11 protein-coding genes and 1 tRNA gene are annotated in these 12,409 nt (G+C 73.1%); 6 read left to right on the top strand and 6 right to left on the bottom strand.

Features of this window, described 5'->3' with window-relative positions; translation table 11 throughout:
• The first annotated feature begins 40 nt into the window (after window positions 1-40).
• Entirely contained in the window at window positions 41-871 is an 831-nt protein-coding gene (locus FHX73_RS23720; RefSeq protein WP_145906933.1) for a CorA family divalent cation transporter, read from the top strand.
• Window positions 872-884: 13 nt separating this feature from the next.
• On the opposite strand, the gene FHX73_RS23715 is transcribed toward FHX73_RS23720, so the two are convergent.
• Complete coding sequence (locus tag FHX73_RS23715) at window positions 885-1,931, bottom strand: LLM class F420-dependent oxidoreductase (protein ID WP_145906932.1); 1,047 nt, start codon at window positions 1,929-1,931, stop codon at window positions 885-887.
• Between the two features lie 151 nt (window positions 1,932-2,082).
• Between FHX73_RS23715 and FHX73_RS23710 the strand changes: the two genes are divergently transcribed.
• On the top strand, window positions 2,083-3,063 hold the full coding sequence (locus FHX73_RS23710) for an aldo/keto reductase (RefSeq protein ID WP_145906931.1): 981 nt from the start codon (window positions 2,083-2,085) through the stop codon (window positions 3,061-3,063).
• The gene (locus FHX73_RS23705; RefSeq protein ID WP_246213679.1) at window positions 3,060-5,180 is read left to right on the top strand and encodes an AAA family ATPase; all 2,121 of its coding nucleotides are present in this window, start codon (window positions 3,060-3,062) and stop codon (window positions 5,178-5,180) included. The genes FHX73_RS23710 and FHX73_RS23705 overlap by 4 nt, the downstream gene beginning before the upstream one ends.
• Window positions 5,181-5,352: 172 nt before the next feature.
• Here the strand turns inward: FHX73_RS23705 and FHX73_RS23700 are convergent, their stop codons facing one another.
• Window positions 5,353-5,958 carry a hypothetical protein gene (locus FHX73_RS23700; RefSeq protein ID WP_145906929.1) on the bottom strand — a complete coding sequence of 202 codons (606 nt, stop codon included), beginning with the start codon at window positions 5,956-5,958 and terminating at the stop codon, window positions 5,353-5,355.
• A gap of 314 nt (window positions 5,959-6,272) precedes the next feature.
• Between FHX73_RS23700 and FHX73_RS23695 the strand changes: the two genes are divergently transcribed.
• A complete protein-coding gene (locus tag FHX73_RS23695) occupies window positions 6,273-6,482 on the top strand; it encodes a DUF5703 family protein (protein WP_145906928.1) in 210 nt (69 codons plus the stop codon).
• Window positions 6,483-6,575: 93 nt separating this feature from the next.
• Here FHX73_RS23695 and FHX73_RS23690 read toward each other — a convergent pair whose 3' ends face one another.
• The 3 genes from FHX73_RS23690 to FHX73_RS23680 all read right to left on the bottom strand — a co-directional run bounded on the left by FHX73_RS23690 (window position 6,576) and on the right by FHX73_RS23680 (window position 9,378).
• Window positions 6,576-7,436 (bottom strand): chaplin, encoded by an 861-nt coding sequence (locus FHX73_RS23690; RefSeq protein WP_342795312.1) that lies wholly within the window; start codon window positions 7,434-7,436, stop codon window positions 6,576-6,578.
• A gap of 211 nt (window positions 7,437-7,647) precedes the next feature.
• A complete protein-coding gene (locus FHX73_RS23685; RefSeq protein ID WP_145906926.1) occupies window positions 7,648-7,890 on the bottom strand; it encodes a chaplin in 243 nt (80 codons plus the stop codon).
• 174 nt (window positions 7,891-8,064) lie between these two features.
• Window positions 8,065-9,378 (bottom strand): M20/M25/M40 family metallo-hydrolase, encoded by a 1,314-nt coding sequence (locus FHX73_RS23680; protein ID WP_145906925.1) that lies wholly within the window; start codon window positions 9,376-9,378, stop codon window positions 8,065-8,067.
• Between the two features lie 224 nt (window positions 9,379-9,602).
• Here FHX73_RS23680 and FHX73_RS23675 point away from each other — a divergent pair.
• Window positions 9,603-9,687, top strand: a tRNA-Leu gene (locus FHX73_RS23675).
• On the opposite strand, the gene FHX73_RS23670 is transcribed toward FHX73_RS23675, so the two are convergent.
• Window positions 9,669-10,976, bottom strand: coding sequence for a recombinase family protein (locus FHX73_RS23670; protein ID WP_145908478.1), 1,308 nt, complete (start codon window positions 10,974-10,976; stop codon window positions 9,669-9,671). The two genes, FHX73_RS23675 and FHX73_RS23670, sit on opposite strands and share 19 nt — an antisense overlap.
• Window positions 10,977-11,086: 110 nt before the next feature.
• Here FHX73_RS23670 and FHX73_RS23665 point away from each other — a divergent pair.
• Window positions 11,087-12,279 (top strand): IS3 family transposase gene (locus FHX73_RS23665; RefSeq protein WP_246213678.1). Its coding sequence is split into 2 segments (ribosomal slippage): window positions 11,087-11,362 and window positions 11,365-12,279, totalling 1,191 coding nucleotides; the frame shifts between segments, so codons are not numbered across the junction.
• The last annotated feature ends 130 nt before the right edge of the window (window positions 12,280-12,409 follow it).

Below are 12,409 nucleotides of genomic sequence, written 5' to 3'. Positions count from 1 at the left end.
CGTTCCCGGCCCCGGGGCCCCGCCCGGGCCACAATGAAGCGTGATCACCGACTCCGCCCGCTACCAGGACGGTCGCCGGCTCGCCGCCGCCGGCACCCCGGGCACCGACGGCGGCTTCGTGTGGATCGGCCTCGCGGACCCCGGCGAGGCCGAGTTCACCCAGGTCGGGGCGGTGGCCGGGCTGCCCGCCGGGACCGTGGCGCAGGCCCTGCGCGCGCCCCGCGCACCGGGCGTGACCCGGCTCGCGGACGCGCTGCTGGTGGTGCTGACGACCGTTCAGCGCGACGGCGCCGCCATGACCACCGGTCAGCTCGTGCTGCTGGTCGGCGAGGGCTTCGTGCTGACGGTGCGTCACGGACCGCCCGGGCCGATGCGCGGCCTGCGGGCCCGGCTGGAGCAGCAGCCCCGGCTACTGGCGCACGGGCCGGTCGCGGTGCTGCACGCGGTCTGCGCGGCCACCGCCGACGAGTACCTGGCCGCGCTGGCCGAGCGCCCCGGCTCCCGGGTGCTGACCGCCGCGGCCCGCCAGGTGCTCGGCCCGCTGCACGAGCTCTCCACCGGACTGCTGCCCGCGCTGCGCGAGCCCACCGAGCGGCTGGCCGCCGCCTGCGCACCACCGCCCGCACCGGCCGGCGCCACCGCGCGCCCGCCCGCGGCCCGGCCGGCCGGACCGCGCCGCGGGACGCCCGGCAGCACCGCGCAGCGGGCCACCGCCTGGGCCGCGCTCGCCGTGCCGCCGGTGCTGCTGGCCGGCTACGCGCTGGTGGACCGTCAGGCGGCGGTGCCCTACGGCTACCCGCTGGGCGCCGGTGCGACCGCGCTGGCCTGCGGGGTGCTGCACCGGCTGTTCAAGCGCTGGGGCTGGCTGTAGCCCGGCCGGGCCGTCAGGCCAGGCCGGCCAGCTCCAGGGCGGCCACGCCGGTGCGCAGCGCGGTGATCCGCTCGTCCAAGGTCCAGCCGGCCGGGGCCAGGGTCAGCGTGGTGACGCCCGCGTCGGCGTAGGCCCGCATCCGGTCGGCGATCCGCTCGGTGCCGCCGAGCAGCGAGACCGAGTCGATCAGCTCCTGCGGCACGGCCGCCGCCGCGCCCTGCTTGTCGCCGGCCAGGTAGCGCTGCTGGACCTCCTCGGCGGCCTGCTCGTAGCCCATCCGCCGGGCCAGCTGGTTGTAGAAGTTCTTCTCCTTGCTGCCCATGCCGCCGATGTAGAGCGCCACGTAGTCGCGCAGCGAGTCGGCCAGCGCCGCCACGTCCTCGCCGACCGCGATGTTGACGGTGGGGCACAGGTCGAAGCCGTCCAGCGTCAGGCCCGCCTTGGCCCGGCCGGCCCGCAGCGGCTCCAGCGACTGGTCGGCGTGCTCGGGCGAGAAGAAGATGCCCAGCCAGCCGTCGGCCAGCTCGCCGGTCTGCTCCAGGTTCTTCGGGCCGATCGCCGCGATGTAGAGCGGGATCCGCTCGCGCACCGGGTGCACCGTCAGCTTCAGCGCCTTGCCCGGGCCGCCGGGCAGCGGCAGGGTCCAGTTGGCGCCCTGGTGGACCAGCCGCTCGCGGGACATCGCCTTGCGGATGATCTCCACGTACTCCCGGGTGCGGGCCAGCGGCTTGTCGAACCTGACGCCGTACCAGCCCTCCGAGACCTGCGGGCCGGAGACCCCGAGGCCGAGCCGGAACCGGCCGCCCGAGAGGGTGTCCAGGGTCGCGGCGGTCATCGCCGTCATCGCCGGGGTGCGGGCCGGGATCTGGAAGATCGCCGAGCCGACGTCGATCCGCTCGGTCTTGGCGGCGACGTAGGAGAGCACGGTGGCCGCGTCCGAGCCGTACGCCTCCGCGGCCCAGCAGACCGCGTAGCCGAGCCGGTCGGCCTCCTGGGCCACCGCGATGTTGTCGGCGTCCAGGCCGAGTCCCCAGTAGCCGAGGTTGATGCCGAGTCGCATGGGTGCGCGCCTTTCCCGAGGGGCCGTTGCAGGGTCACGCTAGCCGGGTCGGCGACCGGCATGCTACTGACCGGTAGGCGTGGCGCGCGTCACATTGCGCCGACCGGCGGCTACGCTCGGACTCACCGAATCGAGGGGGTGTCCTGTCGCCGTGCAACAACGCAACCTGGGCCACACCGGCCTGCGGGTCTCCCGGCTGGCGCTGGGCACCATGACCTGGACCGCGGACACCGACGAGGACGGCGCCGCCGAGCAGCTCAAGCAGTTCGTCGACGCCGGCGGCACCCTGGTGGACACCGCCGACGTGTACTCCGACGGCGGCGCCGAGTACCTGCTCGCCCGCCTGATGGAGAGTCTGGTCCCGCGCTCCGAACTGGTGATCGCCACCAAGTCCGGCGGCGCCCACGGCGCCGACCGCCGGGTGGACACCTCCCGGGGCCGGCTGCTCGCCGCCCTGGACGCCTCGCTGCGCCGGCTCGGCACCGACTACGTGGACCTCTGGCAGGTGCACGCCTTCGACCCCGCCACCCCGGCCGAGGAGACCCTGCACGCCTTGGACCTCGCCGTCGGCTCCGGCCGGGCCCGGTACGCGGCGGTGGCCGGCTACAGCGGCTGGCAGCTGGCCAAGGCCGCCACCTGGCAGCGCGCCGTGCCGGGCCGGGTGCCGCTGGCCGGCTGCCAGATGGAGTACTCGCTGCTCCAGCGCGGGATCGAGCGCGAGCTGCTGCCGGCCGCGCTGGACGCCGGGATCGGCCTGCTCGCCTCCTCGCCGCTCGGGCGCGGAGTGCTCACCGGCAAGTACCGGCACGGCATCCCGGCCGACTCCCGGGCAAGCTCGCCGTACCTCTCCGGGTTCGTCCAGCCCTACCTCGGCGAGCGGTCCCGGCGGATCGTCGACGCGCTCGCCACCGCCGCCGACGGGCTGGCCAGCAGCCCGCTGGCGGTGGCGCTCTCCTGGGTGCGCGACCGGCCCGGGGTGTCCGCCGCCGTGCTCGGCGCCCGCACCGGGGCCCAGCTGGCGGCGGCCCTGTCGGTGGAGGCGCTTACGCTTCCGGATGAGATCCGCGGCGCGCTGGACGACATTTCGGCGCCGGTGCGCCGCTACCCCGATCAGGACTGGAACGAACTGTGAGTCAGACGCAGGACCCGGCCGGCGGGCCGGTGCCCGAACCCCGGAGCGAGGCGGACGGGGGTGCGGCCGCCGACGGAGCCCCCGGGCAGGCGGCCGAGGGCTCCGAGCAGGCAGGCGAGCAGGCGGCGGCTGCTGCTGGAAGTGAGGCCGGTGCCCCCGGGCAGGCCGCTCGGTTCACCTCCGCACCGGACCCGGCGCGCAAGGCCGCCCAGCTGGCCGCGCTCGCCGAGGCCGTGCGGGCGGTTGAGCAGCGCGACGGATCCGACGGACCGTCAGCCCGCTCCCGCGCCACCGGGCCCGCGTCCACCACCGGCGGCGAGCCGCAGCGGCCCGCCGCGGAACCGCAGCAGGCGACTGCCCCCGCCGCCCCCGTGCTGGAGCTTCCGGCGGACGCGCTGCGCGCCACCGTGCAGCTGCTCACCCACGGCGGTGCGCCCGCCGCGGCCGCCGACGGGCTGGCCAAGGCCGCGCTCACCGCACTCGGCGAGGACGCGCCCGCCCTGCTCCAGCAGGACCCGTGGGCGCTGCTCGGCCTGCCCGGGGTCCGCCCCGAACAGGCGGACGGCTTCGCCCAGGCGCTGCTCGGCCCCGCCGGCGGCCCCGGCGACCCGCGTCGCGGCCGGGCGCTGGCCGGCTGGCTGCTCGAACAGGCCGCGCTGCGCGGCCACTCCGCGCTCACCGTCGACGAACTGCGGGCCGGCCTGGCGAAGTTCTCGCTGCCCGATGCGGACGAGGCGGTGCAGGCCGCCGTCGAGGACGGCCGGATCCTGCCCTACCAGGAGGAGGAGACCGGGCCCGGCGCCCGCCCCGTGGCCGAGGACGAGGAGCCGCCGATGCGGCTGCTGTTCGCGCTGGAGCGGATCGCCCAGGCCGAGGAGGAGGCCGCCGAAGGGCTGGCCCGACTGCTCGCCACCTTCACCGGCGACCCCGAGGGCGCCGACAGGGAGGACGGTGCCCAGGGCGGCATCGACTGGGAGCGGGCCGCCGAACAGGCCGGCTCGGCCTCGGCCGCCGCCCTGGTGCGGGCCGTCGCCGCCGCGCCCCTCGTGCTGCACACCGGTGACGCCGCCGCGCTCGGCGAGTCGGCCGCCCTGCTGCGGGCCGCCCGCGGCCTCGGTCTGCGGGTCCGGGCCGCCTCCTGGACCGACTACGGGCGCCAGGCGCTCGGCGAGCCGGAGTCGGTCACCCTGGCCGAGCTGCTCGGCACCGTGGACCGCACCGAGGACGGCTTCCTCGCGCTCGACCTGCTGATCGTCCAGGACGCCCCGCTGCTCGACCTGGAGCAGGCCGCCACCCTGCTGGAGGCGCTGGCCGACGGCACCCGGCTGGTGCTCAGCGGCGACCCCGGCCAGCTCTGGTCGGCCGGCCCCGGGCGGCTCTTCGCCGACCTGCTGGCCGCCAAGGCCTGCCCCGTGGTGGCCTCCCGCACCCCCGACCTCGGGCCGATCGGCGAGCTGGTCTCCGGCATCGGCGTCGGCGAGCTGACCGCGGTCGAGGCGCCGGAGAAGGAGGTGGTGATCCTCACCGCCCGGGAGTCCGGCGAGGCCGTGCACCGGGCCGTGCAGCTGCTCACCGACTCGATCCCGCGCGCGCTCGGCATCCCCGCCGAGCAGACCGTGCTGCTCACCCCCGGGCACGGCGGCCCCGGCGGCACCCGGGCGCTGAACGCCGCCGCCAAGGCACGGCTGAACCCCGGCCCCGGACGGTTCGCCGGCTTCGACCCGGGCGACCGGGTGGTCTACTCGCCGGTGCCCGGGATCAACCACCCCGGCCGGGTGGCCGGTGGCGACCAGGCCGGGCTGCGGCTGCGGCTCGACGACGGCTCCGAGCTGGTGCTGGCGCCGGACCGGGTCGACCGGCTGCGGCACGGCTGGGCGCTGACGGTGCACCAGGCGCTGGGGCGGCGCTGGCCGGCCGCCGTGGTGGTGCTGCCGGAGGAGGCCGCGGCCGGGCTGACCCGGCAGTGGGTGTACACCGCGTTCGGGCGGGCCGAGCGGCACCTCTCGGTGGTGCACGCGGCCGGGCCCGCGCTGGCGCAGGCCGTCGCCGAGCGGCCCGCCGCGCCCCGCACCACCCGGCTGCGCGGGCTGCTCGCGGAGCAGGCGCAGCAGGGCTGAGCCGCGCGGGGCGTTTCGCAGGTGCAGGGCACGTCGGGCACGTCGGGCGTGTCGGGCGTGTCGCCGGCCTGCTGAGCTGCCGCGCGAACGGCCTCGCGAACGGCCTCGCGAACGGCCGAGGGCGCTCCCCCGTCGCGGGGAGCGCCCTCGGCCGTGCTTCCGGCACCTGCCGTCAGCTGTCCGCCTCGTCCTCGTCGTAGACCTCGCTGACGTCGAAGCGGCAGAGCAGCAGCTGCGGGTCCGGGCTGTCGAACGGCTCGGAGAGCCACTCCCCCGGCTCGGCCGGCTCGGTGGCCGTCACCCAGAGCGTCGCGTCGCCCTCCTCCAGGCCGAACTCCTCGGCCCGGGCGGCGATCTCGTCCGGCTCGTATTCGCCGAAGACCACGCCGACCGCCGCCGTGACGCCCTGCCCGGGCTGCTCGACCGCCTCCAGCGACTCGTCCAGGCGCTCGGCCTGGGCGCGCAGCCGGCGCGGATCGGCGATCCGGTAGTCCCGGCGGATCAGCACGCTGATCGCTTCCGGCTCCTCCGGCCCCGCGTAGCTGTCCGGGCCACCGTCGCCCGGCACCTCGAACGGGGTGACCTCGTCGTAGACCTCGTACAGCAGTTGGTCGTAGTGGATCGCGGCCGCAGCCAACTCCTCGTAGGCGGCGAAGACCGCCGGGTCGTCTGCGGTGTGAGTGCTGGACACCGCTTCCAGATGGCGGTCGATGGCGGCCTTGACCGCCTCGGCGGCTTCGCGTACCTCGGACCGGGTGAGCTGCGCGGCATCAGACATGGGACAGACGCTATCCGTACCGGGGCCCGAGGTGCACAGGGGTTGGCGTCTCAGTTTGCCAAAGCCCGGCAATTTGAACCGGGATGTCCGAACCGTGTGCATCTGTGCCCAGCGTGGCGTTTCCACTTCCCGGCCCCGGGAATTGATTACGCATCAGTTCGCTTGTCGGGCGAGGATGGCGGGGCGGGTGGTGCGACGACGGCCGGCGGCCCCGGCGTGCCGCCCGCAGGGCGCCGCGTTCCGGTTCGGTCGGACCGGTGTCACCGTCAGAGGCAGGTCGTAGGCTTGCCGCAGACAACGCCGAGGAGGCGACCTTGACCCCACCGAAGCAGGTCCGGCAGCCCGAGTACGAGTACCAGTCCCTGCGCATGCCGCGCGGCACCTCGCGCAACGCGGCCCGCCAGTTGCTCACCGACCACGCCGAGTACGGCCACTGGGAGCTCGACCGACTGAGGCTCGACCCGGACGGCAGCCGAACGGTCCTGCTGCGGCGGCGGATCATCCGGCAGGTGCGGAGCTGGTGAGCCACCGGAACCGGTGAGCCACTGAGAGCGGTGTGCCGCGACCGGGGGGCGGTCGCGGCACACCAGGGGCCCACGAGGCACAGCCGCGCGCGGTCAGGCCGCGGTGCGCGCCTTGCGGTAGAGCAGACCGCCGGCCAGCAGCAGCCCGAGGCCGGCCGGGGCCAGCACGTCCAGCCCGTCCACGCCGGTGAACGCGAGCTTGGTCGCGGCCGCCGGGGCCTGCGCCGGGGCGTTCTGCGCCTGCGGGGCCGCGGGCGCCGCGGCCGGGGGCTGGGCGGAGGTCCGGGTGCCGGTCACGCCCGCCACGGTCGGCGGGGTCGCCGGGGTGGAGCTCACCGGCGGCGGGGGCAGCGGGTGGCCCGGGGTGACCTGGTTGACGCAGTCGTTGCCCATCGCGGGGTTGAGCAGGCCGATCACGTTGACCGAGTCGCCGCAGGCGTTGACCGGGACGCTGACCGGCACCTGTCCGTTGTTGCCGGAGCCGACGCCCGGGGAGCCCTGCGCGACGCCGGAGGCCGAGCTGCCGGCCACCGGGGGCATCGGGACGCCGGGGCCGCCGCCCGGACCGTTCTGGGAGCCGCCGCCGTTCTGCGAGCCACCGTTCTGCGCACCGCCGCCCTGGGAGCCACCGTTCTGCGCACCGCCGCCCTGCGAACCACCGTTCTGCGAGCCGCTGCCGCCCTGCGAACCACCGTTCTGCGAGCCGCCGTTCTGGGAGCCGCCGCCCTGGTGGTGGGCCGGGGCACTGGAGTTGCCGCACTGGTTCCCGTAGGCCGGGTTGAGCAGGCCGACCACGTCCACCGTGTTGCCGCAGACGTTGATCGGCGCGTCCACCGGGACCTGGACGGTGTTGCCGGAGCCCACTCCCGGCGATCCGGCCGCCGCACCCTCCGCGTCGGCACCCGCCGCGTAGGCGTAACCGGCGGTCGAGGCCAGCACGGTGCCGGCGGTCATCGCCGTGAGGATTCCTTTTCTGGCAACCTGTCGCATACGTACCCCTGACATGTGATGGTCGGAAATTCCGACGAATGCTTTTACCGCCCACAGTTCAACGAGTGTTCTCCCAAAAGGTTGAGCCAACCGGCGGTCAGTCACTCGATCGGGTGGTTTGAAACGCCGAGAGGGGCGCCCCGCCTGGGGCGCCCCTCGGTGTTCCGGCTCTTGGTCAGCCGTTGAAGCAGGCGTCGCCGAACGCCGGGTTCAGCAGGCCGATCACGCTCACGGTGTTGCCGCAGATGTTGACGGGCACGTGCACCGGAACCTGGACCAGGTTGCCGGAGACCACGCCGGGCGAGTCGGTGGCGGCACCCTGGGCACCCGCGCCGCCGTTCGCCGCGGCGACGCCGGCACCGGCCAGCATCAGGCCACCGGCAGTAACCGCCACAGCCGCGATCTTCTTGACGTTCATGCATTCCTCCTGATTTTCCGGGCGGCCAGGTCATCCCTGCCGCCATAGGAGTGAACGACGCTCTGCCGAATGGGGGAACGGAGGCAGATCGTCATTCACTCCTACCGGTGATGATTCGCTCGCCTTATCGACGGAAAATCAGAGAATTCAACACGCGTACGACGGCCCAGGACCTCAGCAGGCGTCGATGAACCGGTCCAGCACCCGGACCCCGAACTTGAGCCCCTCCACCGGCACCCGCTCGTCCACGCCGTGGAACATCCCGGCGAAGTCCAGCCCCGGCGGCAGCTGCAGCGGCGCGAAGCCGAAGCACCGGATGCCCAGGTCGGTGAAGGACTTGGCGTCCGTGCCGCCGGACAGGCAGTACGGCACCGCCCGGGCGATCGGGTCCTCGGCCCGCAGCGCGGACTGCATCGCCGCCACCAGCGGACCGTCGAAGTCGGTCTCGATCGCCTTGTCGTGGTGCAGGCTCTCCCGCTTCACCCGGGGACCGAGCACCGCGTCCAGCTCGGCCAGGAACTCCTCCTCGTAGCCGGGCAGGAACCGCCCGTCCACGTGCGCCGTGGCCTGACCCGGAATCACGTTCACCTTGTAGCCGGCGCCCAGCATGGTCGGCTGCGCGGTGTTGCGCAGCGTGGTGCCGATCATCTTGGCGATCCCGCCGAGCACCCGCAGCGTCTCGTCCATGTTCTCCGGGTCGAGCGGCACGCCCAGCGCGTCCGACAGCTCGTCCAGGAAGGACCGCACCGACTTGGTGATCCGCAGCGGGAACTCGTGCCGGCCCAGCCGAGCCACCGCCTCGCACAGCTCGGTGATCGCGTTGTCGTTGTTCATCATCGAGCCGTGCCCGGCCCGGCCGTCGACCGTGAGCCGCATCCAGTGCATGCCCTTCTCGGCCGTCTCGACCAGGTAGAGCCGCGCCTTGTCGTTCACCGTGAACGAGAACCCCCCGACCTCGCCGATCGCCTCGGTGACGCCCTCGAACAGGTCCGGGTGCTTGTCCACCAGGAACCGCGCACCGTACGTGCCGCCGGCCTCCTCGTCGGCCAGGAACGCCAGCACCAGGTCGCGCGGGGGCTTGCGGCCGGTGCGCAGCCGGTCGCGCACCACCGCCAGCGTCATCGCGTCCATGTCCTTCATGTCGACCGCGCCGCGACCCCAGACGCAGCCGTCCGCGATCTCCCCCGAGAACGGGTGGTGCGTCCAGTCCTCCGCATTGGCCGGCACCACGTCGGTGTGCCCGTGGATCAGCAGCCCCGGCCGCGACCGGTCCTCGCCCTCGATCCGCACCACCGTCGAGGCGCGCCCCTTGGCCGACTCGAAGATCTGCGGCTCCAGCCCGAACTCGGCCAGCTGCTCGGCCACGTACTCCGCCGCGGCCCGCTCCCCCGGCCCCGGCTGGTCCCCGTAGTTGCTGGTGTCGATCCGGATCAGGTCCCTGCAGATCTCCGCGACCTCGGACTCTCCGGTCACCCGCGCCTCGCTCATGCACCCTCCTCGTCCCACCGGCCATCCAGGCCACGTGCCGCCATCCTCCCCCACCCCCTTCGTTCCCCCAAGGAATTCACCCGACAACCTCCCCGATCCCAGCCGTCCACCCACCGGCCACCCCCACACCCCCAGGCTTTTGGGCCCTCAAGCCATCCTTTGCTACAGTTATCCATGTCAGCGCGGCCGAGCACCGGAAGGTCCGGTCGAGCGGACACCACCTAGTCCGGGTGGCGGAATGGCAGACGCGCTAGCTTGAGGTGCTAGTGCCCTTTATCGGGCGTGGGGGTTCAAGTCCCCCCTCGGACACAAACAGTTGCCCCACGGGGTGACGCCAAGTGCTGGTTGAGATTCATCTCAACCAGCACTTTCTGCTTTCCGTGGTCGTAGGTCAGCATCAAGCCAGGTTGCTCGTACAGGGCTGCCCGATCCGCATGCTCGGCGACTCGCAGGATCTCCACCAAGTCCGTGTTGGCCCGGACCAGGGCTGCGACGTCATCACGGGTGAGTTGGCCGGCCCGCGCCGCCTGGACGGCCCGGAGTTCGGATTCGGCACGGGCCCGGACCTCCTGGGTCTGGGCGATCCATTCGGTGACCACAACCGGGTCGGCGCCGGCCTCAAGGGCCGCGCGGTAGGTGGTCAGCTTCCGGTCGCAATCGGCGAGGGTGCGCTTGGCCCTGTCGGCGCGGACCGCTTGATCGTCTGCCGGGGCCTGGGCGCTCTCGGCCAGGAGATCGATGGTGCCATCGATGCGGTGCGGGGAGAACACCTTCGCGAGCCAGTGGTCAAGCGGTCCGAGGACGTCCCGCTCCCGCAAGTAGATGTTGCGCGGGTGCTGGATCGTGTTGGCCTGGGCGTACTCGGCTGGGAATCGGCAGCGGTAGTACGCCTCCTCGTGAGCCCAGTGGCCCTCCATCTTCCGCCGGCAGTCCGAGCAACTGAAGGCTCCCCGGAGGAGGTAGGGGTGGCTGGCGCGTTTGCCGCCGTGGGGCGCGGCGGTGCGGCTGCGGGAGGCCATGATGTCCTGGGCCTGGGCGAAGGTCTCGTCGTCCACGAGCTGCGGGTGGACGACACGGTCGGAGACGATCCACTGCTCCCGGGAGTTCCAACGCAGGGTCGTCGTGAAGCCGAGAGTCACGTCCTCGATGTCGAGGAGCGTCTCGTCCTTGCGCTGCTTGTTCCAGATCTGGCGTCCGGTGTAGCGCGGGTTGGTCAGGATGACGCGAATGGCGCTCTTGGACCAGGCGATACCGGATCGGTGCCGGTTGCGTTCAGGGTCCTCCGCCGACGGGCAGGGGACCCCGTCGGCGGTGAGTCGTTCGGCGATCGCCAAGTAGCCTCTGCCCGCGAGAAATTCGCGGAAGATCCGCTGGACGGTCACTCCCGTGACCGGATCGAGGGCCAGGCCGTGCAGCCGCTTGCCGTCGCCGGCCTTGGCGGGGTGGGGGTGCGGGCCGAGGTCGGTGAGCGTGTACCCATAGGGCGGGCGGCCGCCGAGGAACCGGCCTTCGAGTCGGGCTTGGGCTCCCATGGCGCTGCGGACCCGGATCCGGACCCGGTTGCGCTCGCCCTTGGAGACTCCACCGAAGACGGACATGATCACGTCGTGGGCTTCGTTGTCGGGGTCGATCGGGCCACCTGGGCTTTACCCCGAACAGTGGACACTTCTGAGAAGCGGATCTTGGGGTCCGTGGAGAGGATGTCCTCATGGGTACTGCGAGGTACTCGGGGGAGTTCAAGCGGGATGCGGTGGCGCTGGTGGAGTCCAGCGGGCGGCGGATCCCGTCGGTGGCGCGCGAGCTGGGTGTCAATCCGGAGTCGCTGCGTCAGTGGATTGCGCGCTCGCGTGCTGCCGCGGCGTCGAGCGCGAGCGGTGAGGGCCCGTTGACCCCGGCCGAGCGCGAGGAGCTGCGTCAGCTGCGCAAGCAGGTCCGTGAGCTGGAGCTCGAGAAGGAGATCTTGCGGAAGGCGGCCGCGTATTTTGCCAAGGAGATGGGTCGATGACCGGCCGCTGGCGGTTCATCTCCGAGTTCCGTGACCTGTACGGAGTACAGCGGCTGTGCCGGGTGCTGGGTGTCTCGGCGTCCGGGTTCTACCGGTGGATCGCCGCGGCCGCCGCACGCGCCGCGCGCAGGGCGGCCGACGAGGAGACGGCCGCGCGGATCGAGGAGATCCACGAGGAGTCGAACGGCGCCTACGGCGTCCCGAGGGTCACCCGGGAGCTGCGGGAGCGACACGGCGTGGTGAACCACAAGCGGGTGGCGCGGCTGATGCGCGAGCGCGGGCTGGCCGGCCGCCACCTTCGCCGCAGTGTGCGCACGACGGTCGCGGACCGCAGCGTGCCGCCGGCGCCGGACCTGGTCGGGCGGGTGTTCGCCGCGCCGGAACCCGACCTGCGCTGGTGCGGGGACATCACGTATCTGCCGGTCGGCGGGGCGTGGATGTACCTGGCCACGGTCATCGACATGCACTCGCGCCGGGTCGTGGGCTGGTCGCTCGCGGAGCACATGCGCGCTGACCTGGTCGTGGACGCCGTCCGGTCCGCCGTCGCTGTCAGGGGCGGTGACGTGCGCGGCGTGGTCTTCCACTCCGACAGGGGCGCGCAATATACGTCCGCGGCGTTCGCCGCGGCCTGCCGAACGCACGGGATACGGCGCTCGATGGGTCGGGTCGGCTCAAGTTACGACAACGCCCTCGCCGAGTCCTTCTTCGCTACCCTCAAGCGCGAACTGCTCTACGGCTCACGCTGGCTGACACGGACACAAGCCTGCCTGGCGGTCTTCGCGTGGATGGCCTGGTACAACCGCCGGCGGCGACACTCCGCCCTCGGCTACCGCAGTCCGGTCGACTACGAGCAACAACACGCCAGCAGCGTCACTACCCTGGACTTGGTTGCATAACAGGCGAGTGTCCACGAAATAGGGCAAAGCTCGCATCACGTGGTGGAGGGGGATCGCCCGGGACTCGAACCGATGTCCTCTGTGGCGACCCGATTGGTTCGGCCCTGCCGGTGTAGCGTCCGAGGCGCGG

Origin of the sequence: Kitasatospora viridis (assembly GCF_007829815.1) — a bacterium.
GTDB lineage: Bacteria > Actinomycetota > Actinomycetes > Streptomycetales > Streptomycetaceae > Kitasatospora > Kitasatospora viridis.
The sequence above is the reverse complement of the archived record's forward strand: the minus strand, read 5'-3'. Positions and strand labels throughout refer to the sequence as shown.

What these genes read in the sequence shown, in the direction of transcription:
- FHX73_RS23715 (WP_145906932.1), bottom strand. Translation starts at nt 1,931, where the DNA reads ATGCGACTCGGCATCAACCTCGGCTACTGGGGACTCGGCCTGGACGCC.
- FHX73_RS23700 (WP_145906929.1), bottom strand. Translation starts at nt 5,958, where the DNA reads ATGTCTGATGCCGCGCAGCTCACCCGGTCCGAGGTACGCGAAGCCGCC.
- FHX73_RS23690 (WP_342795312.1), bottom strand. Translation starts at nt 7,436, where the DNA reads ATGACCGCCGGCACCGTGCTGGCCTCGACCGCCGGTTACGCCTACGCG.
- FHX73_RS23685 (WP_145906926.1), bottom strand. Translation starts at nt 7,890, where the DNA reads ATGAACGTCAAGAAGATCGCGGCTGTGGCGGTTACTGCCGGTGGCCTG.
- FHX73_RS23680 (WP_145906925.1), bottom strand. Translation starts at nt 9,378, where the DNA reads ATGAGCGAGGCGCGGGTGACCGGAGAGTCCGAGGTCGCGGAGATCTGC.
- FHX73_RS23670 (WP_145908478.1), bottom strand. Translation starts at nt 10,976, where the DNA reads ATGTCCGTCTTCGGTGGAGTCTCCAAGGGCGAGCGCAACCGGGTCCGG.